Origin of the sequence: Leucobacter sp. gxy201 (assembly GCF_051043335.1) — a bacterium.
Taxonomy (GTDB): domain Bacteria; phylum Actinomycetota; class Actinomycetes; order Actinomycetales; family Microbacteriaceae; genus Leucobacter.
This window is the reverse complement of sequence record NZ_JAMXWS010000003.1, coordinates 198,232-219,890: the sequence shown is the minus strand read 5'-3', so window position 1 is coordinate 219,890 and position 21,659 is coordinate 198,232. Positions and strand designations below refer to the sequence as shown.

Annotated in this window: 18 protein-coding genes and 2 tRNA genes; 5 read left to right on the top strand and 15 right to left on the bottom strand. The window is 69.4% G+C overall.

Translation table 11 applies throughout. From position 1 onward, the window contains the following. Positions 1-11 precede the first annotated feature (11 nt). The 3 genes from NHL51_RS06125 to NHL51_RS06115 form a co-directional block, all read right to left on the bottom strand. Positions 12-989: a ribose-phosphate diphosphokinase gene (locus NHL51_RS06125; protein ID WP_434142471.1), complete on the bottom strand. Its 978-nt coding sequence runs from the start codon at positions 987-989 to the stop codon at positions 12-14. A 36-nt stretch (positions 990-1,025) separates the two neighbouring features. Further along, positions 1,026-2,474 (bottom strand): bifunctional UDP-N-acetylglucosamine diphosphorylase/glucosamine-1-phosphate N-acetyltransferase GlmU, encoded by a 1,449-nt coding sequence (gene glmU, locus NHL51_RS06120; protein WP_434142470.1) that lies wholly within the window; start codon positions 2,472-2,474, stop codon positions 1,026-1,028. Between the two features lie 122 nt (positions 2,475-2,596). After that, positions 2,597-2,668 (bottom strand) — tRNA-Gln (locus NHL51_RS06115). 128 nt (positions 2,669-2,796) lie between these two features. On the opposite strand from NHL51_RS06115, the gene NHL51_RS06110 reads away from it, so the two are divergent. Beyond that, a complete protein-coding gene (locus NHL51_RS06110) occupies positions 2,797-3,342 on the top strand; it encodes a MarR family winged helix-turn-helix transcriptional regulator (RefSeq protein ID WP_434142469.1) in 546 nt (181 codons plus the stop codon). Positions 3,343-3,563: 221 nt separating this feature from the next. Here the strand turns inward: NHL51_RS06110 and NHL51_RS06105 are convergent, their stop codons facing one another. The 5 genes from NHL51_RS06105 to NHL51_RS06085 form a co-directional block, all read right to left on the bottom strand. Beyond that, on the bottom strand, positions 3,564-4,424 hold the full coding sequence (locus NHL51_RS06105; protein WP_434142468.1) for a hypothetical protein: 861 nt from the start codon (positions 4,422-4,424) through the stop codon (positions 3,564-3,566). A gap of 478 nt (positions 4,425-4,902) precedes the next feature. Next, positions 4,903-6,492: a phosphoglycerate dehydrogenase gene (serA, locus tag NHL51_RS06100; RefSeq protein ID WP_434142467.1), complete on the bottom strand. Its 1,590-nt coding sequence runs from the start codon at positions 6,490-6,492 to the stop codon at positions 4,903-4,905. Positions 6,493-6,670: 178 nt separating this feature from the next. Continuing rightward, positions 6,671-6,994, bottom strand: a complete 324-nt coding sequence (locus NHL51_RS06095) for a hypothetical protein (protein ID WP_434142466.1) — start codon at positions 6,992-6,994, stop codon at positions 6,671-6,673. Then, positions 6,994-7,455, bottom strand: coding sequence for a hypothetical protein (locus tag NHL51_RS06090; protein WP_434142465.1), 462 nt, complete (start codon positions 7,453-7,455; stop codon positions 6,994-6,996). The genes NHL51_RS06095 and NHL51_RS06090 overlap by 1 nt, the downstream gene beginning before the upstream one ends. A gap of 53 nt (positions 7,456-7,508) precedes the next feature. Then, positions 7,509-8,297 (bottom strand): siderophore-interacting protein, encoded by a 789-nt coding sequence (locus NHL51_RS06085; RefSeq protein WP_434142775.1) that lies wholly within the window; start codon positions 8,295-8,297, stop codon positions 7,509-7,511. Between the two features lie 271 nt (positions 8,298-8,568). On the opposite strand from NHL51_RS06085, the gene hrpB reads away from it, so the two are divergent. Beyond that, positions 8,569-11,202, top strand: coding sequence for an ATP-dependent helicase HrpB (gene hrpB, locus NHL51_RS06080; protein WP_434142464.1), 2,634 nt, complete (start codon positions 8,569-8,571; stop codon positions 11,200-11,202). Positions 11,203-11,215: 13 nt separating this feature from the next. Here hrpB and NHL51_RS06075 read toward each other — a convergent pair whose 3' ends face one another. The 7 genes from NHL51_RS06075 to ilvD form a co-directional block, all read right to left on the bottom strand. Beyond that, positions 11,216-11,623, bottom strand: coding sequence for a hypothetical protein (locus NHL51_RS06075; protein ID WP_434142463.1), 408 nt, complete (start codon positions 11,621-11,623; stop codon positions 11,216-11,218). After that, positions 11,620-12,963: a TFIIB-type zinc ribbon-containing protein gene (locus tag NHL51_RS06070; RefSeq protein ID WP_434142462.1), complete on the bottom strand. Its 1,344-nt coding sequence runs from the start codon at positions 12,961-12,963 to the stop codon at positions 11,620-11,622. Before NHL51_RS06070 ends, NHL51_RS06075 begins: the two co-directional genes overlap by 4 nt. 34 nt (positions 12,964-12,997) lie before the next feature. Further along, positions 12,998-14,191 carry an SHOCT domain-containing protein gene (locus NHL51_RS06065; RefSeq protein ID WP_434142461.1) on the bottom strand — a complete coding sequence of 398 codons (1,194 nt, stop codon included), beginning with the start codon at positions 14,189-14,191 and terminating at the stop codon, positions 12,998-13,000. Positions 14,192-14,403: 212 nt separating this feature from the next. Continuing rightward, positions 14,404-15,468: a ketol-acid reductoisomerase gene (gene ilvC / locus NHL51_RS06060; protein WP_434142774.1), complete on the bottom strand. Its 1,065-nt coding sequence runs from the start codon at positions 15,466-15,468 to the stop codon at positions 14,404-14,406. A gap of 92 nt (positions 15,469-15,560) precedes the next feature. Then, positions 15,561-16,070: an acetolactate synthase small subunit gene (gene ilvN, locus NHL51_RS06055; RefSeq protein ID WP_434142459.1), complete on the bottom strand. Its 510-nt coding sequence runs from the start codon at positions 16,068-16,070 to the stop codon at positions 15,561-15,563. Between the two features lie 2 nt (positions 16,071-16,072). Next, positions 16,073-17,896, bottom strand: coding sequence for an acetolactate synthase large subunit (locus NHL51_RS06050; RefSeq protein ID WP_434142773.1), 1,824 nt, complete (start codon positions 17,894-17,896; stop codon positions 16,073-16,075). A 56-nt stretch (positions 17,897-17,952) separates the two neighbouring features. Further along, positions 17,953-19,644, bottom strand: a complete 1,692-nt coding sequence (gene ilvD, locus NHL51_RS06045; protein ID WP_434142458.1) for a dihydroxy-acid dehydratase — start codon at positions 19,642-19,644, stop codon at positions 17,953-17,955. Between the two features lie 111 nt (positions 19,645-19,755). Between ilvD and NHL51_RS06040 the strand changes: the two genes are divergently transcribed. The 3 genes from NHL51_RS06040 (at position 19,756) to NHL51_RS06030 (ending at position 21,594) form a co-directional block, all read left to right on the top strand. After that, complete coding sequence (locus NHL51_RS06040; protein ID WP_434142456.1) at positions 19,756-19,965, top strand: hypothetical protein; 210 nt, start codon at positions 19,756-19,758, stop codon at positions 19,963-19,965. A 179-nt stretch (positions 19,966-20,144) separates the two neighbouring features. After that, a complete protein-coding gene (nhaA, locus tag NHL51_RS06035) occupies positions 20,145-21,407 on the top strand; it encodes a Na+/H+ antiporter NhaA (RefSeq protein ID WP_434142455.1) in 1,263 nt (420 codons plus the stop codon). Between the two features lie 114 nt (positions 21,408-21,521). After that, positions 21,522-21,594, top strand: a tRNA-Lys gene (locus NHL51_RS06030). The last annotated feature ends 65 nt before the right edge of the window (positions 21,595-21,659 follow it).

The window sequence follows — 21,659 nt, the reverse complement described above, 5'->3', positions numbered from 1 at the left end:
CGCGATTTCGGCTACGCCGCACCCTCGAACATGCTGGTGACCGAACCGTCTTCGAATACCTCGTGGATCGCTTTCGCGAGCAGCGGAGCGATCGACAGCACGGTGAGCTTCTCGAAGCGCTTCTCGGGAGGCAGCGGCAGCGTGTCGGTGACGACGACCTGGTCGATGAACTCCTGCGACAGGTGCTCGATCGCGCTGCCCGAGAAGATCGCGTGAGTGCAGGCGATGGTGACGCCCTTCGCACCGTTGTCCTTGAGCGCCTGCGCGGCCTTCGAGATGGTGCCGCCGGTATCGATCATGTCATCGACCATGATGCACCAGCGATCCTTGACGTCGCCGACGATGCCGTGCACCGAAGCCTGGTTCGCGACCTTCGGGTCGCGGCGCTTGTGGATGATCGCGAGCGGCGCACCGAGCTTGTCGCTCCACACGTCGGCGACGCGCACGCGCCCCATGTCGGGCGAGACGACGGTGATGTCGTCGCGGCCGATGGTCTTCTTGAAGTGCTCGAGCAGCACCGGCATCGCGAACAGATGGTCTACGGGGCCGTCGAAGAAGCCCTGGATCTGCGGGGCGTGCAGGTCGACCGACATGATGCGGTCGGCACCGGCGGCCTTGAAGAGGTCGGCGACGAGCCGCGCCGAGATGGGCTCGCGGCCGCGCCCCTTCTTGTCCTGGCGCGAGTACGGGTAGAACGGAGCGACCACGGTGATGCGCTTCGCCGAAGCGCGCTTGAGCGCGTCGACCATGATGAGCTGCTCCATGAGCCACTCGTTGATCGGGTTCGTGTGCGACTGGATCACGAACGCGTCGGAGCCGCGCACGCTCTCATCGAAGCGGGCGTAGAGCTCGCCGTTCGCGAAGGTGCGCGCATCAGTGGGAACGAGTTCCGCGCCGAGTTCCTCCGCGACCTGCTCTGCGAGCTCCGGGTAGGCCCGGCCCGTAATCAAGACGAGCTTCTTCTGTCCCGCCATCTCGATCTGGCTCATCGACGCTGGTTCCTCAATCTGTCGTTGTTCAGCTGTTCATTCGGAATCGGTCTGCGTCGCCTCGGGCTTGGCCGCTCGCGCCGCCGCGTCCGTCGACGTGCCGGGCCGGTTCTCGGCGACCCAGCCCTCGATGTTGCGCTGCGGCATCACACCGACCGCCAGCGAACCCGCCGGCACGTTCTTGCGCACCAGCGTTCCCGCCGCCGTGTAGGTTCCGTCTTCAATAGTAACCGGTGCGATGAGCACGTTCTTCGAGCCGATGCGCACGGCATCGCCGACGACCGCCCGATGCTTGTTCACCCCGTCGTAGTTCGCGAAGATCGTGCCGGCGCCGATGTTCGAACCGGTGCCGATCTCGGCGTCGCCGACATAGCTGAGGTGCGGCACCTTGCTGCCGTCGCCGATCTTCGCATTCTTCGTCTCGACGTACGCACCGATCTTGCCGTTCTCGCCGAGCTCGGTGCCCGGGCGCAGGTACGCGAACGGTCCGACCTCCGAGCCCGCGGCGATCACCGCGAGAGTGGCCTCGCTGCGGCGGATGCGGGCGCCCTCGCCCACCTCGCAGTCGACGAGCGTCGTGTCGGGGCCGACGATGGCGCCGCTCGCGATCGAGGTCGCGCCCTTCAGATGGGTGCCGGGCAGGATCTCGGCGTCCATGCCGATCGAGACGTCCGCCTCGATCCACGTCGTCGCCGGATCCTGGATCGACACGCCCGCGCGCTGGTGCGCACGCACGATGCGGGCGTTCATCTCGCGCCCCGCTTCGGCGAGCTGGGCGCGGTCGTTGACGCCGGCGATCAGCCATGGGTCGTCGGTCGCGATCGCCTCGACGATGCCACCGGTCGAGAGGATGCGCGTCGCAGCATCCGTCAGATACTTCTCGCCCTGCGCATTGTTCGTATCGATGCCCGAAAGGGCCTCCTCGAGCGCGCGGCGCGCGAACACGTAGATGCCGCCGTTGATCTCGGTGATGCGGCGCTGCGACTCGGTCGCATCCTTCTCCTCGACGATGCCCGTGACAGCGCCGTCGCCGCCGCGCAGAATACGGCCGAGCCCCGTGGGATTCTCGTAGATCGCCGAGAGCATCGTCATGCTGCGGTTCTGCTCGAGATGCCCGCCGATCAGGCGCTCGAGCGTCGCGGAGTCGATCAGCGGAACATCGCCCGAGAGCACCACGACCGAGCCGGCGAAAGAGTCGGGGAGGGCCGAGAGCGCCTGTTCCACGGCGCGGCCCGTGCCCGGCACCGCATCCTGGTCGACGATGAGGGTATCGGGTGCATGCTCGAGGATCGCCGCCGCGACACGATCGCGGTCGTGGCGCACGACCGAGACGACGATCTCGGGCGACAGCGCCGATGCGGTGTCGAGCACGTGCGAGATCAGGGATCGACCGCCGATCGGGTGCAGGACCTTCGGCAGGTGGGACTTCATGCGCGTGCCCTGCCCTGCTGCGAGGATCACGACGGCGAGTGAACGTTCTGCCATGTGCTTTTCCCTTTCATTGGCGCCGCTCCCGACACACCGAAGAGGCTACGCCTCCCCCAATGCACGGCGCCTGTGGGCGCCGCTTTCGGAGCAAGTGATCAAGGCTGCGCCTTGCTCACCCGCTCCGCCCCCAGGGCTCGAACCTGGACCTCACAGCTCCAAAGGCTGTCGTGCTGCCATTACACCAAGGCGGAACATGCCCGTGGGCACGCATAATAGTCTGCCAGATCTCGGAGCCGTCGCCGTACGCGTCGGACGAAGCGGGCGCCCGCCGGCACCCGTGTGTCAGGTGCCGCGCACGGCGCTCGAATAAGATGAGCCTATGAAGCACGAGGACGAGGTCGACCGCATTCTGGCCGAATGGCAAGCCGCTCGGCCTGACCTCGATCTCGCTCCGCTCGCCGTGTTCTCGCGGCTCTCGCGCATCGCGAAGCATCTCGACCGGGCCCGCTCGCACGCGTTCGAGCGTTCGGGGCTCATGTCGTGGGAGTTCGACGTGCTGGCGGTGCTGCGACGCGGCGGCGCCCCATATCGGCAGAGCCCGAAGGTGCTGGTGCAGCAGACGATGGTGTCGAGCGGCACGATGACGAACCGCATCGACCGTCTCGCGGAGCGCGGCCTCGTGCGCAGGCTCACCGACCCGAACGACGGTCGAGGCGTGCTCGTCGAGATGCTGCCTCTCGGTCAGACCCTCGTCGACGCCGCGATGACCCGACTCAGCGATGCCGAGGAGCGTCTGCTCGGCAGCATGCCGCGCTCCGAGCGCGATCGCCTCGCGACGCTGCTGCGGCGCCTCGCGATCAGCGTCGGCCGCTTCGAACAGCCGCTGACGGGGCCCATCACGCTGCCCGACCCCGAGATGCTCTGACCGCCCGACGCCCCGAATCCCTCTCCCTCTCGCCCCTCCCTCTCGCCCCTCCCTCCCTCCCTCCCTCCCTCCCTCCCTCCCTCCCCCGCGCACCTCCCGCGCATTTCCGCCCACTGACGCCCGCTCCGGCACGCTCCGACTCGCCCCGGTCCGTTGCCGTGCGAAGCGTGGAGCCGAATGCACCGCCCGAGGGGCCTTGATGGTTCGTTCAGCTCCACGACTCACCGGAGATCGGTGGATTCGGCGAAGTACCGTGCGAGATGCGGTGCCGGGGATCGGGGGTGCACTTCGAAGAACGAGCAGAGTCGCAACCGCGTCGCGGCGAGCTCGCCCGGGGCGAAGTTCTCGGCGTGCAGGCGCAGCACGTCGAAGTCGACCGTGCGAACGAGCTCCAGCCGTCGGAGATCTTTCAGGTACTGGCGTCGGTCGAGTCGGTGCTGCTCACCGTCGAACTCGGCGATCTTGCGTGTGACGCGATCCACGAGATCGAACCGGCCGATCCACATGCCCTGTTCGTCGAAGAGGTCGCCTTGGAGCTCGAGGTGATCGATGCCGGCACGAGCCGCTTCGAACCTCATGAGGGTCTCGTACCGGGATTCAGCGCCTACGCGCGATACCTCGAGGGCTGCACGAACCCGATCGATACCGGGTGCCGAGATCTCGCGCAGCCGTATCGCGAGGTCTTCCCGACTGACGATCGCTCGACCGCGCGGGCCGCGCTGCGGCAGGATCAGCGCGTCGATCGCGACCACGAGTTCTCTGAACGGCAGCAGCCTCGCGCATTGCACCAGGGCGAGTTCGGGAGGCACGCAGATGAGCCCGTGCGGTGCGGCTCCGGGCCCGAACGGGATACGGGTACGGTGCCCCCGAACCGCGGCTCCCCTCGCCGGCGACTGCGACCAGTGCGTCGTCGTATGCAGTGCATCGGTCGCGTCGATGGGAGCGCCGTAGAGCAGCAGCGCCGTGGTGTGGCTGAACGCCTCACCGCTCCTCAGCAGCGGTGCATAGTCTCGCGCGGCCTGGAGCACGCGCGCCTCCACGAAACGGGATGGCGTCTCGATCTCTTCCGCGACGCGATACACGCCGCGATGCAGCCGTCGATACTGCTGACCGCGCAGCTTCGCTCTCCCGACGCCGAATCTCGCAGCGCCGGCGGCGGTGAACGCGCTCCCTCGAAGACCTCGGGGAATCGGTGAACGGGCGGGCGACATGCATGCATCGTCGCCGGTTCGGCAGCGATGGGCCAGTGCGTTTCGCCGATTGTGGAGAGGTCACCGCGAAAAGGGCCGGGAACGGCCTTGGGGAGGAAGGCGATCCCTGTCGCTCATGCTGCGAGGTGTGGAGCCGGATGCACCGTTCGAGGGGCCTCGGTGGTGCATCCGGCTCCACACGGCGAAGCGCGAGCGGCGGCGCTCAACACTCAACACTCAACACTCAACCAGCAACCAGCAACCAGCAACCAGCGCGCGACGAGCAAAGCGCGACGCGCGACGAGCAACGGCCGGGCTCGCGCGATGCGGACCCGGCCGAAAGCGTCGAGAGAAATCTCGGAATCGAGGACTACGCGTCGATATCGATGACGCAGAGGTACTCCGCGTCGACGGCGCCGTGCAGCCCCTCGACGAGGCCTTCCGAGACCGGAGCGTCGACCGAGAGCACCGAGAGCGCCGTGCCGGCCTTCTCGTCGCGCGCGATCTGCAGGCCCGCGATGTTCACACCGGCCTCGCCGAGCAGCCCGCCGTAGGCCGCGACGACGCCCGGGCGGTCGTTGTAGCTGAGCACGAGCAGGTGCGCGGGCACGGGCAGCTCGACTTCGAAGCCGTTGACCTCGACGATCTTCTCGATCTGCTTCGGGCCGGTCAGCGTGCCCGAGACCGAGATCTGACGGCCGTCAGTGAGCGCTCCTCGCAGCGTGATGACGTTGCGGTAGCTCTCGGACACCGCGTCGACCGTGAAGCGCACCTCGAGGTCGCGCTGCTCGGCGATGAGCGGAGCGTTGACGTACGACACGGGGTCGCTGACGATCTTCGAGAAGAGGCCCTTGAGCGCTGCGAGTCGCAGTGCGCCGACGCGGTGCTCGGAGAGGTCGCCGTGCACCTCGATGTCGAGCGAGGCGATGGGGCCGTTCGCGAGGCCGGCGAACACCTGGCCGAGCTTCTCGGTGAGGGGCAGGCCGGGGCGCACGTACTCGTCGATGCTGGCGCCGGCGAGGTTCACGGCGTCGGGCACGAGGTCGCCGGCGAGGGCGAGCCGCACCGACTTGGCGACGGCCACGCCCGCCTTCTCCTGGGCTTCAGCGGTCGATGCGCCGAGGTGCGGGGTGACGTTCACGTTCGGCAGCGAGGTGAGCGCGCCGTCGGCCGGCGGCTCCTGCACGAACACGTCGAGGGCGGCACCGGCGATCTGCCCGTCGGCGAGCGCCTCGGCGAGCGCCGCCTCGTCGATGAGTCCGCCACGGGCGACGTTGACGACGTAGGCGGTCGGCTTCATCGCGGCGAGCTGCTCGGCGCCGATCATGCCGAGCGTGTCGGGGGTGCGGGGCATGTGGATGGTCAGGAAGTCGGAGCGCTCGACGAGCTCTTCGAGCGTGACGAGCTGCACGCCGAGCTGCTGCGCTCGGGCGGCGGTGACGTAGGGGTCGAATGCGATGAGCTCGACGCCGAAGCCGCGCAGGCGCTCGGCGACGAGGCCGCCGATGCGACCGAGGCCGATGATGCCGATCGTCTTCTCGTAGAGCTCGATGCCGGTGAAGGCGGAGCGCTTCCACTCCCCCGCCGACAGCGAGGCGTGCGCACGGGGCACGTGGCGTGCGAGGCTCAGGATGTGGGTGACCGTGAGCTCCGCGGCGCTGATGATGTTCGAGGTCGGGGCGTTGACCACCATCACGCCGGCCTGGGTCGCCGCCTTGATGTCGACGTTGTCGAGGCCGACGCCGGCGCGGGCGATGACCTTGAGGTTCGGGGCCCACGAGATCGCTTCGGCATCGAGCTGGGTCGCGGATCGCACGAGCACGGCGTCGGCCTTCGCGAGTGCGTCGCGCAGCGCATCGCGGTCGGTGCCGTCGGCGTGCACCACCTCGAAGTCGGGGCCGAGGGCGGCCATCGTGGCGGGCGAGAGTTGTTCGGCGATCAATACGACCGGCGCAGGCATCAGATGGTTCCTCCGGGAATGGGCGATCTGCGGGATTCGGCCGCAAGGGCCGGGTCCCAGTCTAGACTCCCGGTCGTGCGCAGCCCCGAATGTGTCGCGGTGCGACCCGAGGGCGCCGGGACCGGGCGCCGGGATCGAGCGCGGCCGACGGGTGCGGCGTACGCCCCGTGCGCACCCGTCAGGCGGTGAAGAACAGCGACTGGGGCACGAGGTGCATGACCTCGAGCTGGATCATGCCGACGATGGCGAGACCCGCGACGAGCACGAGCAGCCGCATGGCCGCGCGCCGCCCACGCGCGATGACGAGAGCGAGGCCGAACACGACGACGGGCACGAGGATGCCGAACCACAGCCAGAACCAGCCGAAGGCGCTGATCGCGTAACCGATCTCGGCGCCCATGCGCGGCAGCAGCACGAGATTGCCCACCGCGGCCGCGACGGTGGCTGCGTAGAGCAGGGTGATGAGGGCCCCGAGCACCCAGGCGGTGATCTTCGACCCCATCAGAAGCTCCATCCGTCGAACACGGGCAGCGGGACCAGCACGACAGCGCCGATACCGATCCAGAGCAGGAGCGCGCGCAGCCGGCCGCGATTCATGAGCAGCGCGGCGAGGAACCAGAGGATCGGAGCGAGCGGTGCGATCCAGTAGACGATGTTCTGGGCGGTGCCGCCGAGCGCACCGGCCGATGCCGCGAGATTCGCGTTCACGGGCGCGTAGTACTGGGCCCAGCTCAGCCAGATCCAGGCGTACAGCAGGTAGAGACCGCCGCACAGACCGAGCACGACGAGCGCGGCGTTCGAGTACTGGGGGCGCGGGTCTGCGGCGAGCGCCTCGGCGTCGTCCGAAGCCGCGAGGGGCGCGTCGACCGGTGCTGCGGCGGGCTCCTGCACGGGCTCGGCTTCGACCGTCCACCCGCTCGCGATCAGGCTCTCCCGCGGCTCCTCGGGTCTCTTCTTGCGCATTCCCCCAGCGTATCGGCAGCGCGCTCCCGAATCGCTGTGGGCGCTTCGCGCCGCTACTTCTGGCGCCAGTACCCCGAGAAGTCGATCGCGCTCTTGTCGACGCCGAGCTCGTTCACGAGGTGGCGGCGCCCGCCGGTCGCGAGCTGCTGCTCGCCGGCGATGAAGGCCGACACGGGGCCCGCGGGCTTCTGCAGGGATCGCAGGGCGTCGAGCGCCTCGGCGCCCGGGCGCCGGCTGCCGCTGCGCACGATCCAGTGCACGTCGACGCCGTCGGGGGCGATCGTCGGCTGCCGGTCGGCGGCGTCCGGGATCTCGATGATGGCGCTGCCGGTGGTGCGGGCCGGGAGATCCCTGAGGATACCGAGCAAGGCGGGCATCGCGCTCTCGTCGCCCGCGAGCACGACCTCGCCGGCTCCGGGCACCGGGCGGTAGCCGCAGCCCTGGTCGATGAGCCCGACCGTCGCCCCGACCGGCATGGACGCGGCCCAGGGGCCTGCGACGCCGGCGGTGCCGTGCACGACGAAGTCGATGTCGAGCTCGAGCGCCTCGGGGCGGAACTCGCGCACGGTGTAGTTGCGGATCACCGGCTTCGTGGCCTTGGGAAGAGCGAGATACCGCAGGTAGCCGCGCATGTCGAAGCGGTCGCCGAGGCCATCGAGGGTCGTGGCGCTCGAAACCGGCAGCGCCAGTCTGAACCACTGGTCGAAGCCGAGGTGGCGCCAGTGCTCCAGAGCTTCGCCGCCGAGTGTGACGCGCACGAAATGCGGTGAGATGCGTTCCGCCCGTTCGACTGCTGCGGTCATCAATCCGGTATCGGCATGATCGACCGCGATATTGCTCACTGCCAAGGGGTGTCCCTTCAACGCACTTCATCTGATGTTAATGAAGCATACCTAAGCATGTCTGCGATTGCGAGCGGGTCGCAGAGGAGGCGGCCGGTTCGGGAGGGCCCGGCCCGGTCCGGCCCGGGCTTCGATACCGGCGCAAGAACCGGTCGAGGCGGCACCGACGGTGCCTGCCGAGCCGATTCGGGCCGCCCTGCCCCTCCACGACGCCATCCGCGAGCGCGACCGCAGGGCGGTTGATCGGCGCGGCGCGCCGTAGGCTGGACGGGTGACGCCGCATCTCTTCGACCTCGATCGCATCGGCGCGGAGCTGCCGGTCGCCTCCGCCCGGAGCGAGATCGAGGCCGCCGCGACGGGCGCACTCGTCATCACCGCTCCCCCGGGCACCGGCAAGACGACGTTCGTGCCGCCGCTCCTCGCGAACCTCCTCGCGGAGCGGGCCGGCGGCCGCGTACTGCTCACCCAGCCCCGTCGCGTTGCGGTCCGTGCAGCGGCGCACCGCATCGCCGCGCTCGACGGCAGCCCGGTCGGCGGGCCGGTGGGCTTCACCGTGCGCGGCGAACGCAAGATCGGCGAGCGCTCGCGCATCGAGGCCCTCACCCCCGGCGTGCTGCTGCGCCGGCTCCTCGCCGACCCCGGGCTCGATGGCGTCGGCGCCGTCATCCTCGACGAGGTGCACGAGCGCTCGGTCGACGGCGATCTGCTGCTCGGCATGCTCGCCGAGGTGCGCGAGCTGCGCGACGATCTGCTGGTGATCGCGATGTCGGCGACGCTCGACGCCGGGCGCATCGCCGAGGTACTGGGGTCTGGCCAGGGATCGCGACCAGCGACTGTCATCGACGTGCCATCGCCGCTGCACCCGTTGCGCATCGACTACGCGCCCGCCGTCGAGGCGCGCCTCGACGAGCGCGGGGTGACCCGGGGGTACCTCGCCCATGTGGCCCGAACCGCGCGGCAGGCGCAGGCCCGAGCGGCGACGGAGCACCCCGACGCGTGCGACGCCCTCGTGTTCGTACCCGGAGCGCGCGAGGTCGACGAGGTCGTGCGGCTCCTGCGCGAGGCGCCGAACGCCGGGCGGGCCGGCGAGGTCGAGGTGCTCCCCCTGCACGGCCGCCTGCCCGCGCGCGATCAGGATCGCGCCGTATCGGGCCGCGGCCCGGAGGACGCGCCGCGCATCGTGGTGAGCACCGCTCTCGCCGAGAGCTCGCTCACGGTGCCCGGAGTGCGCGTGGTCGTCGACGCCGGGCTCTCCCGCGAGGTCCGGCGCGACCGCGCACGGGATATGACCGGGCTCGTGACCGTCAGCGCTTCGCGCGCGAGCGCCGAGCAGCGGGCCGGCCGCGCCGGGCGCCAGGGGCCGGGCCGAGCCGTGCGCGCGTACGCCGAGACCGACTTCGCCCGCATGCCGCAGGCCTCCGCTCCCGAGATCGCCTCGGCCGACCTCGTCGACTCGGCGCTGCTGCTCGCCGCTTGGGGCACCCCGCGGGGCGAGGGCCTGCGGCTGCCGACCGCTCCCCCGCCGGCAGCGATCGCTCAGGCGGAATCGGTGCTGCGGTCGCTCGACCTCGTCGATGCGTCGGGCCGGGTCACCGCGGCCGGCGCACGCATCGCCCGGCTCCCGATCGGCGCTCGCACTGCCCGAGCGCTCATCGCCGGCGCGGACGAACTCGGTGATGCGCGAGTCGCGGCCGAGATCGTCGCCGCGATCAGCGATGACCATCGCGAGGCGGGCGCCGACCTCACCCGGCTCATGCGCGAGCTGCGCACCGGCCGCGCTCCCGGGGCGGACCGCTGGCGACGAGAGGCGCGACGGCTGCTCGATCTCGCGCGCCGGGAGCAGACCGGCTCCGGAGCCCGAACCGGAGCGGAGGTCGGCATCGCCGACCGGGAGCACGGCCCCGGCACCATCGTCGCGCTCGCCCGCCCCGAGTGGATCGCGCGCCGCGTGCCGGGGGAAGACCGGCGGGGCCGCGGCTACCTGCTCGCGAGCGGCACCCGCGCCGCGCTCCCGGAGGGCAGCGGGCTCGCGGGCGTCGACTGGCTCGCCGTCCACGAGGTGCAGCGCGCCGCCGGACGCGCGGCCGACGGCACCGGCGCCGTGATCCGCCTCGCCGCACCGCTCGACGAGCATGCCGCTCTGCGCATCGGCCGGTCCCTCCTCGTCGCCGAACGCATCGCCCGCATCGACGACGGACGCGTCCGGGTGCGCGAAGAGCGCAGGCTCGGCGCGATCGGGCTCGCCTCGGCCCCCGTCAGCCCGACCAGCGCCGACACGGAGCCCGCGTTCGCACGGCACCTGCGCGAAGCGGGGCTCAGCGCCCTCGCCTGGCCCGCCGAAGCGCAGACGCTGCGGGGCCGCCTCGCGCTGCTGCGCCGCACGCTCGGCGATCCCTGGCCCGAAGTCGACGACGAGTCGTTGCTCGCGCGCCTCGCCGACTGGCTCGGCCCCGACCTCGCACGGCTGCACCCTGCGGCTTCGCTGCAGCAGCTCGACACCGCGGCCGCGCTCAGACGCCTGCTGCCGTGGCCGGAGGCTGCACGCTTCGACGAGCTGGCCCCGGAGCGCCTCGCCGTGCCGTCGGGATCGCGGGTGCGCATCGACTACCCGACGGCCGACGACCCCGAAGCGCTGCCGGTCGTCGCCGTGAAGCTGCAGGAGGCGTTCGGGCTCGCGGAAACGCCGCGCCTCGCCGACGGCCGGGTGCCCGTGCTCTTCCACCTGCTCTCGCCGGCGCGGCGTCCCCTCGCCGTCACCGGCGACCTGTCATCGTTCTGGAACGGCCCCTACCAGGAGGTGCGCAAGGAGATGCGCGGCAGATATCCGAAGCATCCGTGGCCCGAAGACCCGTGGACGGCGCAGGCCACCGCCCGCACCACTCGCGCGGGCGGCGGACGGGCCTGACCCGCGACGCGGGCTACCTCACCCGCTGCACCCGCTGCCGGTAGTTGCTGCCGTTGTCGCCGTCGATGCGGCTGCGCTTCGTACCGCGCACCTCGTCGACCTTCACATCCGAGCCCTGCACCGGCTGCGATTCGATGATCGTCTCGCGCTCGAACTGGTGCGACTTGTCGGTGTTGCGGTAGTAGCGGAACAGGGTCCAGTAGATGCCGCCGCCGGCTGCCGGGCCCGCCGCGAGCAGCCAGGCCGGGCTGCCCTCGTCAGAGGAGGCGAGCACGTTGCCGACCGAGACGCCCGCATCGACCAGCACGGCCGCGACCGCAGGAACCGCATCGGCGAACGGTGCGAGGAGCGCGACCAGCGCTGCGGACTGCGGGGAGACGGCGCCGAGCGCGTCGACCAGGTCGAGGAGGAGCGCGCTCATGCCGTCGCCACCAGAATCGCGATGGCCAGGCCCTCGACCACGGTACCCGCGGTGATGGCGGCGGTGAGCAGACGCCCCTGCGAGACCGGCACGCTACCCATGGTCTCGCCAGTGCGGCCGTTAACGGCGATATAGTGCACCATGCCGCGACCGCCCTTCTCCTGGTAGTACGAGTACAGCCACACCGGCAAGTACATCGACACCCACCGCGTGCCATGCACGTCGAGCCGCTCCGTCTCCCAGCGCACGCCCCGGTTGTAGCCGGCGAGCGTGGGCGAGACCTCCGAGCGCGCGATCGAGAGCAGCTGGCCCTCGAGCACCGGCTCGATCTGCGAGACGTCCTGATCACGGCGCTCCGAGGTGAAGCCCGTCAGATAGCTCGCGTTCCACTGCACCGCGTTCTTGGTGTCGAACGGCAGGATCGTGTTGATGATGTTGTTCGTGTTCACGAGCGCGTCCATGTTCGCCCGCTCGGCCGACGACTCGATCGTGAGGTCGTCGACAGTGAAGTCGACATGGCGCTGCACCTGGTAGATGTCGGCGTCGTAATAGGTCTCCTCGTCATCGCCGCTGCCGCGGGTGTAACGGCGCGTCAGCACTTCGCCGTAGCCCGCGACATCGGCCGAAGCGTTGCCGTCGACGACCATGTAGGGCATGTAGACGCCCACGACGTTCTCAGGGGTGAACTCGCGCTTGAAGCGCGCATGGGCGAAGGTGCGGCGCTTGCCGGCGAACGCGCGGATGCGCTCGACCGCCTCCTGGTGGGTGAGCTGGAACGGGAGCACCGCGTCGGGCACCGCGCCGTTCGGCACCTGCTCGTTGACCGTCAGCACATGGCGGCACCAGTGGCAGCGCGACGACATGGCCTCTGCCGTGTTCACGACGACCTCGGCGCCGCAGCCGCCGCACTTGAGCGTCAGCACCCCCGCGACCGCGGGGTCGATGTCGGCGGCGCCCGACGCGATGGTCGTGCCCGAGAGCTCGCTCAGCGGCACCTCCTCCGGGAGCGCCTCGGCGATCTGCGCCTCCGTCCACTCGTAGCGGCAGAAGAGGCAGATCAGCATGCCCGTGGCCGGGCGCAGCTGGATCTCGGTCGAGCCGCAGCGCGGGCACCGGTTCACGCCGTCGCCGAGACGGTCGTTCCGGGTGTCGATGGTCGTCGGCCCCTGCGGGGCGAGCGCATCGGGCAGCGCCGCATCGGGCGCCGGGTGCGGCGCGGATGGAGCGGACGCATCGGCCGGCGACGGTGTGACCGGCGCGGTCGACGCCGCCGGCACCGGGTCTGGAGCACCCGGCGCCGGAACAGCGCCGCCCCGCGCCGGATCGGGAATCTCGTTCATACCTGATCCGAACAGTCGAGGGTCGGGGCCGCGGCTAGAGGCCGAGCGCCTTCGCCTTCGCAGCGTTGTAATCGTCCTCGGTGATGAGCCCGGCGTCGAGCATGCTCTTCAGCTGGGTGAGCTTGGCCATCGGGTCGTCGGCGGCAGGCTCCGCCGCGGCCGGCGCCTGCGCCGGTGCCGGTGCCGACTGCGCCCCCACTCCCGGCACCGGCTGCTGCAGCCCGCCAAGACCGGCCTGGCCCGCGGCCATGCCCATACCGAAGATGCCGCCCGCGCCGGCGTTCTCGCCCGCCGACTCGAACCCGGCGGCGACCGATGCCTGCAGATTCGAGTTGCCGCGCGCGCCCGCGAGGGCATCCGCGCGCTGCACGTTCTTCAGCAGTTCGCGGGTGTTCTCGTCGTACTCGATCGCGACGATCGCGGTACTCGCGATCTCGAGGCCGCGGCCGGTGCTCCACTGGTAGTTGGCCTCGACGGCGGCCGAGAGGCTCTGCGCGAAGCCCACCGAATCCTGCTGGATCTTGGTGATGCGGTTGCCCTTGGCCGGGTCGTTCGTATACATCGAGAACGCGGGCGCGAGCGAACCGACGACCTCGTTGAAGAGCTGCGACGCCGCATCGTTGTCGATATCGGTGAAGTCGAACACCTGACCCGGCTCGAGGTACTTCGCCGGCAGCCAATTCTTGACGAAGAGGATCGGGTCGGAGATCTTGAGCGTGTAGGTGCCCCGAGTGATCGCGCCGACCTGGGCGTTCATGTAGGCGTCATCCCAGTAGATCTCGGACTGCGTGCCGAAGCGGTTGTTCGGCAGCTCCTTGAGCGCGACGAAGTAGGCGCGCTGCTGCGCCCCGGGCCGCCCGCCGAACTTGAAGCGCTCCCACGAGGTCTTGATGAGCGCGCTCACGAAGCCGCCGCCGGTGAAGATCGACTGCGAATCCTGCGCCTCCGAGTTCCACTCGTAGCCGCCGGCCTCGGAAGTGAAGCCGGTGATCGCGCCCTCCTGCATCAGGATGAGGCCGTAGCCCTCGGGCACGACGATCCGGCTGCCGTTCGTGATGACGCCGTCGGAGCCGCTGGTGTTCGAACCGCGGCCGGCATTCGTGCCCTGGGGCACCGCGGCGAACAGCGCGGCGGTCGGCGCGAGTCCCGTCGGCACCGTATAGAAGTCTTTCCACTGATCGGCGAGAGTACCGCCGATCGCACCAGTCGCAGCCTTCAGCAGTCCCATGAGATCATCCTCGTTCCTCGCAGTGATTGAGTCACAGTGTAGCGAGAAACGGAGTGCTGAGAGCAAGCGCCCGGTGAACGCAAAGGGTCCGGGAGCGATTCGCTCCCGGACCCTCCGCTCGAACTCAGCAGCTCAGCGCGCGGCGCTGCCGTCGACGAGCGCATACCGCACGCGGCCTGCGCGAAGCAGTGCTGGTCTGCGACTCCGTCGCGTCAGCGCGCGGCGCTGCCGTCGACATAGTCCGAATCGCTCTGCTGCCAGGCGAACAGCTTGCGCAGTTCGACACCGGTCTTCTCGATCGGGTGCTGCTCCTCCTGCGCGCGCAGCGCGGTGAACTCGGGCGCACCAGCATCCTGATCGTCGATGAAGCGCTTCGCGAACGCACCCGACTGGATGTCGGCGAGCACGCCCTGCATGCGCTCCTTGACGCCGGCGTCGATGACGCGCGGGCCCGACACGTAGTCGCCGAACTCGGCGGTGTCCGAGATCGACCAGCGCTGCTTCGCGATGCCGCCCTCCCACATGAGGTCGACGATGAGCTTCAGCTCGTGCAGCACCTCGAAGTAGGCGATCTCGGGCTGGTAGCCCGCCTCGGTCAGCACCTCGAAGCCGGCCTGCACCAGGTGGCTGGTGCCGCCGCAGAGCACGGCCTGCTCGCCGAAGAGGTCGGTCTCGGTCTCTTCGGTGAAGGTCGTCTTGATGACGCCGGCGCGGGTGCCGCCGATCGCCTTGGCGTACGACTTCGCGGTCTCCCATGCGGTGCCCGAAGCGTCAACCTCGACGGCGATGATGTCGGGGATGCCGCGGCCGGCCTCGAACTCGCGGCGCACGGTGTGGCCGGGAGCCTTCGGGGCGACAAGGATCACGTCGACGCCCTCGGGGGTCTCGATGTAGCCGAAGCGGATGTTGAAGCCGTGCGCGAAGGCGAGGGTCTTGCCCGCGGTCAGCTTGTCCTTGATCTGATCGTTGTAGATCGAGCGCTGGTGCTGGTCGGGCGCCAGGATCATGATGAGGTCGGCCCACTCGGATGCGTCGGCGACGTTCTTGACCTCGAAGCCCGCTTCTTCGGCCTTCTGGATCGACTTCGAGCCCTCCTTGAGCGCGATGACGACCTCGACGCCCGAATCGCGCAGGTTCATCGCGTGCGCGTGGCCCTGCGAGCCGTAGCCGACGACGGCTACCTTCTTGCCCTGGACGATCGAGAGGTCGGCGTCAGCGTCGTAGTACATCTCTGCCACTTGGGTTTCTCCTTGTGTTGTGTTGGTTTCTCGGGCGATGCTGCGGGAATCCGCAGTGCCCGCTGGTGCTGGTGGAATATGGAGCTCTCGGTCCGATCCGGGGCCGAGAGGCCGTTCGGCGCGGCCGGGCGTCAGTTCTTGAAGACCCGCTCGCTGATCGATTTCGCGCCGCGGCCGAGAGCGATGAGTCCGGACTGCGCGATCTCCTTGATGCCGTACGGCTCGAGCACCCTGAGGAAGGCGTCGATCTTGCCGGTGTCGCCGGTGACCTCGATCGTGAGGGCATCCGGGACGACGTCGACGACCCGAGCGCGGAACAGTGTGACCGCCTCGAGCACGTGCGAACGGGTCTGATTGTCGGCGCGCACCTTGATGAGCACGTGCTCGCGCTGCACCGAGCTCGAATCGTCGAGCTCGACGACCTTGATGACGTTGACGAGCTTGTTCAGCTGCTTGGTGACCTGCTCGAGCAGCACCTCGTCCTCGTCGACGACGACGGTGATGCGCGAGAGTCCGCGCATCTCGGTCGGGCCGACGGCGAGCGACTCGATGTTGAATCCACGGCGGGCGAAGAGCCCGGCGACTCGGGTCAGCAGACCCGGCTTGTCCTCGACGAGGAGGCTGAGTACGTGGCGGCTCATGATTACTCCTCTCCCCACTCGGGGCTGTTCTCGAGGGCGTACTGGATATCGCTGTTCGACGTGCCCTGGCGCACCATCGGCCACACCATGGCGTCGGCGCTCACCACGAAGTCGATGACGACGGGGCGATCGTTCGTCTCGAGCGCGAGCTTGATCGCATCGTCGATCTCCTCCTCGCGCTCGACGCGGATCGCGAGGCACCCGTACGCGTCGCCGAGCTTCACGAAATCGGGGATGCGCTGCGAGCCGTGCCCCGTGTTCAGGTCGGTGTTCGAGTAGCGGCCGTCGTAGATGAGGGTCTGCCACTGGCGCACCATGCCGAGCGAGGAGTTGTTGATGACCGCGACCTTGATCGGGATGTTGTTCACCACGCAGGTGGCGAGCTCCTGGTTCGTCATCTGGAAGCAGCCGTCGCCGTCGATCGCCCAGACCACGCGGTCGGGCTCGGCGACCTTGGCGCCCATGGCGGCCGGAACGCCGTAGCCCATGGTGCCGGCGCCGCCCGAGTTCAGCCACGAGTTCGGCCGGTCGTACTTGATGAACTGCGCGGCCCACATCTGGTGCTGGCCCACGCCGGCGGCGTAGACGGCTTCGGGGCCGGTGAGCTCGCCGATGCGCTGGATGATGTGCTGCGGCGACAGCAGCCCGTCGCTCGTGGGCTGGTAGCCGAGCGGGTAGGTCTCGCGCAACTGGCTCAGGCGCTCCCACCACGGCGTCAGGTCGGCGAAGTCGCGCGCGAGCTTGGCGGTCGAGACCGCCGCGATCAGGTCGGCGATCACCTCGGCGGCGTCGCCCACGATTGGCACATCCGCGGCGCGGATCTTGCCGATCTCGGCCGGGTCGATATCGGCATGGATGATCTTCGCCTCGGGCGCGAAGAGCGCCGCACGGCCCGTGACGCGGTCGTCGAAGCGGGCGCCGAGGGTGATGAGCAGGTCGGATTCCTGCAGCGCGAGCACGGCCGGGACCGTGCCGTGCATGCCGGGCATGCCGAGGTGCTGCTCGTGCGAGTCGGGGAATGCGCCGCGGCCCATGAGCGTGGTCACGACGGGAGCGCCGACGAGCTCGGCGAGCTGCAGCAGCTCCTCCGAAGCGCGGGCGCGGATCACGCCGCCGCCCACGTAGAAGACGGGCTTCTTCGCTTCGGCGATCAGTTCGGCGGCGGCCTGGATCTGCTTGCTGTTGGCCTTCGTGATCGGACGGTAGCCCACGAGCTCGACGCGCGGGTCCCAGGCGAAGTCGAGTTCGCCCTCCTGCGCGTCCTTCGTGATGTCGACGAGCACGGGGCCGGGACGGCCGGTCGATGCCAGGTGGTAGGCGGCCGCGATGGCGCCGGGAATCTCCTCGGGCCGCTTGACGAGGAAGGAGTGCTTCGTCACCGGCATCGTGATGCCCACGATGTCTGCCTCCTGGAAGGCATCGGTGCCCATGAGGTGCGAGAAGACCTGGCCGGTGATCGCGAGCAGCGGCACCGAGTCCATGTAGGCGTCGGCGATGGCGGTGACGAGGTTCGTCGCGCCCGGACCGGAGGTGGCGATGCACACGCCGACGCGGCCGCTGGCCGAGGCGTAGCCCTCGGCGGCGTGGCCGGCGCCCTGCTCGTGGCGCACGAGCACATGACGGAGGTGCTCATCGCCCATGAGGGTGTCGTAGAGCGGAAGCACCGCGCCGCCGGGAAGACCGAAGACATCGGTCACTCCCAGCGCTTCAAGGCTGCGGACGACGGCCTGCGCGCCGGTGATCCGTTCGCCTTGGGGCGGATTCTTCAAGGGGTTTGCACTCGATTCCGAGGTCATTGCTTGCTTTCTTTGGCTCGATGGGGGTATCGGTTCGCTTCGGGCGTGCGGACGCACGGGAGAACCGCTCGTCGGTCGGGCGAGGATCAGCCGGTGACGGCACCCTCGGAGGCGGACCGGACGAGCTTCGCGTACTTCGCGAGAACGCCACGTGTGTACCGCGGGGGTAGCGGGGCCCAGGTGTCTCTGCGGGCCTCGAGCTCAGCGGGTTCTACCAGCAGGTCGAGCGTCTGTGCGACGATGTCGACCCGAATCAGGTCGCCGTCGCGGACCAGGGCGATCGGACCACCGTCCGTCGCTTCCGGTGCGATATGGCCGATGCACAGGCCGGTTGTGCCGCCTGAGAATCGTCCGTCCGTCAATAGTAGTACATCTTTTCCGAGGCCCGCGCCCTTGATGGCCGCGGTGATCGCGAGCATCTCGCGCATGCCCGGGCCGCCCTTCGGCCCCTCGTAGCGGATGACGACGATGTCGCCCTTCTGGATGCTCCCGTTCTCGAGGGCGTCCATCGCGGCGCGTTCGCGCTCGAAGACGCGTGCGGGGCCCTCGAAGTGCTCGGCGTCGAAGCCCGCGGTCTTCACGACGGCGCCCTCGGGCGCGAGCGAGCCCGAGAGGATCGTGAGCCCGCCGTTGGCGTGCAGCGGGTCGTCGAGTCGGCGGATCACCTTGCCGTCGATCGCGGTGTCGACGTCGGCGAGGTTCTCGGCGACGGTCTTGCCCGTGACGGTGAGCGCATCGCCGTGCAGCAGGCCGGCATCGAGCAGGGCCTTCATGATGACCGGCATGCCGCCGACGCGGTCGAAGTCCTCGGCGACGTACTGGCCGAACGGCTTCATGTCGGCGAGGTGCGGCGTCGTCGCGCCGATGCGGGTGAAGTCCTCGAGCGTGAGCTCGACCTCGGCTTCCCGCGCGATGGCGAGCAGGTGTAGCACGGCGTTCGTCGAACCGCCCAGCACCATCGCCACGGTGATCGCGTTCTCGAAGGCTTCCTTCGTGAGGATGTCGCGCGCGGTGATGCCGCGGCGCAGCAGCTCGACGACGGCCTCGCCCGAGCGGTGGGCGAAGTAGTCGCGGCGGCGGTCCGCGCTCGGGGGCGCGGCCGAACCCGGCAGGCTCATGCCGAGCGCCTCGGCGACGCACGCCATCGTGTTCGCGGTGTACATGCCGCCGCAGGCGCCCTCGCCCGGCGCGATCGCGCATTCGACGCGCTTCAGGTCTTCTTCGCTGAGGGTACCCGCGACGCAGGCGCCGACGGCCTCGAACGCGTCGATGATCGTGACCTGCTTCTCGGTGCCGTCCGAGAGCTTCACCCAGCCGGGCGCGATCGAACCGGCGTACAGGAAGACCGAGGACAGATCGAGGCGCGCGGCCGCCATGAGCATTCCCGGCAGCGACTTGTCGCAGCCCGCGAGCAGCACGGTGCCGTCGAGACGCTCCGCCATGACGACGGTCTCGACGGAGTCGGTGATGACCTCGCGCGACACGAGCGAGAAGTGCATGCCCTCGTGCCCCATCGAGATGCCGTCCGAGACCGAGATGGTGCCGAACTCCATCGGGTAGCCGCCGCCCGCATGGACGCCCATCTTGGCGCCCTGGGCGAGACGGTCGAGACTGAGGTTGCACGGCGTGATCTCGTTCCACGAGCTCGCGATACCGATCTGGGGTTTATCCCAGTCCTCGTCTCCCATGCCGACCGCGCGGAGCATGCCCCTCGCTGCGGCCTTCTCGATGCCATCGGTGACGTCGCGACTTCGCGGCTTGATATCGATTTCTGCCATGTCGTCCAGTCTATCCCTCTCCCGATGCCCCACGACGATGCACCGGCCACGGGTAGTGTGGTGGGAAGCCCGAAGACGCGAGCACCAGCGAATAGGAATGAGGGACACGTCGTGCAGATCGGCAAGTACGTCACCAACCCCGGAGTCATCGGCGCGGCCTTCGGCGCGATGACGACCGCGCGCCGCACGAAGTCGATGCGCAACGACTGGCGCCGCTTCCTCGTCTGGGGCGTCTGGCTCGCCGGCCTCGCACTCGCCGTCGCGAGCGTCGCCATGCAGGAGCAGGACGAGGAGTACGCCGCGGAGGGCTCTGGCCGCTAGCGCTGCAGCACGCTCCGGGCGTCGCCTCGGCGCCGGGCCTCCAGGGATCGCGCGTCGCTGCGACCGCCGATCCCTGTCGATGGTTCTCGGGCGCCGTCGATGCCGTACTATGTGAACACGGTGTGTCGGGAAGTCTGGTCGACGAGCGTTTCAGAGCCCCGTCGAAGAGGACAAGATTAATGAACCGTAATGAAACTTCACCGATCCATCTGCCCGGTGCGCCCAGCACCCGTACACGGACGATCCGCATCTTCACCCTGGTGAACCGGCGCGAGGCCAACCGCGTCGCGCGTCTGCTGCGCGCCGAGCTCATCGGCGGCGTCATCATCATGGGCGCGGCGCTGCTCGGCTTCCTCGCCGCGAACTCCCCGCTCGCGGAGTGGTTCTTCGCGCTGCGCGACTTCCGCATCGGGCCCGAGTCGCTCGGCCTCGACCTCACCGTCGGCACCTGGGCCTCCGACGGCCTGCTCGCGATCTTCTTCTTCATGACGGGCCTCGAACTCAAACGCGAGTTCGTCGAGGGCGCGCTGAGCCGGTTCTCGACCGCGATCGTGCCGGTCGCCGCGGCGTTCGGCGGTGTCGCAGTGCCGGCGCTCATCTACGTCGCGTTCAACGCGGGCGGCCCGGGGGCCCACGGCTGGGCGATCCCGACCGCCACCGATATCGCCTTCGCCGTCACCGTGCTCGGCCTCATCGCCCCCGGCGTGCCGGCGGCCCTGCGCATGTTCCTGCTCACCCTCGCCGTCGTCGACGACCTCATCGCGATCGCCATCATCGCGATCTTCTACACCGGCGGTGTGAACTTCGTCCCCCTGCTGCTCTCGCTCATCCCGATGGCCCTCTACGCCTTCGTCGCCCGCCGCTTGCCGCAGCAGCTCGCGGGCTCGATGTGGGGGCCGTGGCTCGTGCTGCTGCCGATCGGCATCGTCGCCTGGGGCCTCTTCCACGCCTCGGGCATCCACGCGACCATCGCCGGCGTCATCCTCGCCTTCCTCGTACCCGTGCGCGGCAAGGGCGTCGCACTCGCCGAGACGCTCGAGCACCGCTTCCGCCCGCTGTCGACCGGCATCGCGGTGCCGGTGTTCGCGTTCTTCGCCGCCGGCGTGGCCATCAGCGGCAACTCCGAGTTCCCGTTCAGCCCGATCGCCCTCGGCATCATGGCGGGCCTCGTGCTCGGCAAGCCGATCGGCATCACGCTCACGACCTGGCTCGTGACCCAGTTCACGCGGGCGCGCCTCGACGATTCGGTGAAGTGGAGCCAGCTCATCGGCGTCGCGGCGCTCGCGGGTGTCGGCTTCACCGTCGCACTGCTCGTCGCCGACCTGAGCTTCACCGACGAGACCCACGCCGACACCGGTGCGCTCGCGGTCATGGTCGGCTCGCTCCTCTCCATCGTCGTCGCCGCGACGCTCCTCGTGCGTCCGAAGCGCAAGCAGAAGTAGCGATCCGCGACCGGGCGGGTGCACCGACACACCCGGCGAACCGCGCATCCGGCCACGATTTGAGCCCTCCCGAAAAGCTGTGCTAACTTAGTTCTGTTGCTCAGGGAGCAGCAGGCGCCTTTAGCTCAGTTGGTAGAGCAGCTGACTCTTAATCAGCGGGTCCACGGTTCGAGCCCGTGAGGGCGCACAGCAAGAGAAAAGCCCCACTGACCAGTGGGGCTTTTCTTGTATCCGGAGCACGTCCGGGTCCTT

What these genes read in the sequence shown, in the direction of transcription:
- NHL51_RS06110 (WP_434142469.1), top strand. Translation starts at nt 2,797, where the DNA reads ATGAAGCACGAGGACGAGGTCGACCGCATTCTGGCCGAATGGCAAGCC.
- serA (WP_434142467.1), bottom strand. Translation starts at nt 6,492, where the DNA reads ATGCCTGCGCCGGTCGTATTGATCGCCGAACAACTCTCGCCCGCCACG.
- NHL51_RS06090 (WP_434142465.1), bottom strand. Translation starts at nt 7,455, where the DNA reads ATGCGCAAGAAGAGACCCGAGGAGCCGCGGGAGAGCCTGATCGCGAGC.
- ilvN (WP_434142459.1), bottom strand. Translation starts at nt 16,070, where the DNA reads ATGAGCCGCCACGTACTCAGCCTCCTCGTCGAGGACAAGCCGGGTCTG.
- NHL51_RS06065 (WP_434142461.1), bottom strand. Translation starts at nt 14,191, where the DNA reads ATGGGACTGCTGAAGGCTGCGACTGGTGCGATCGGCGGTACTCTCGCC.
- nhaA (WP_434142455.1), top strand. Translation starts at nt 20,145, where the DNA reads ATGAACCGTAATGAAACTTCACCGATCCATCTGCCCGGTGCGCCCAGC.
- NHL51_RS06070 (WP_434142462.1), bottom strand. Translation starts at nt 12,963, where the DNA reads ATGAACGAGATTCCCGATCCGGCGCGGGGCGGCGCTGTTCCGGCGCCG.
- NHL51_RS06075 (WP_434142463.1), bottom strand. Translation starts at nt 11,623, where the DNA reads ATGAGCGCGCTCCTCCTCGACCTGGTCGACGCGCTCGGCGCCGTCTCC.
- ilvD (WP_434142458.1), bottom strand. Translation starts at nt 19,644, where the DNA reads ATGGCAGAAATCGATATCAAGCCGCGAAGTCGCGACGTCACCGATGGC.
- NHL51_RS06095 (WP_434142466.1), bottom strand. Translation starts at nt 6,994, where the DNA reads ATGGGGTCGAAGATCACCGCCTGGGTGCTCGGGGCCCTCATCACCCTG.
- glmU (WP_434142470.1), bottom strand. Translation starts at nt 2,474, where the DNA reads ATGGCAGAACGTTCACTCGCCGTCGTGATCCTCGCAGCAGGGCAGGGC.
- NHL51_RS06125 (WP_434142471.1), bottom strand. Translation starts at nt 989, where the DNA reads ATGAGCCAGATCGAGATGGCGGGACAGAAGAAGCTCGTCTTGATTACG.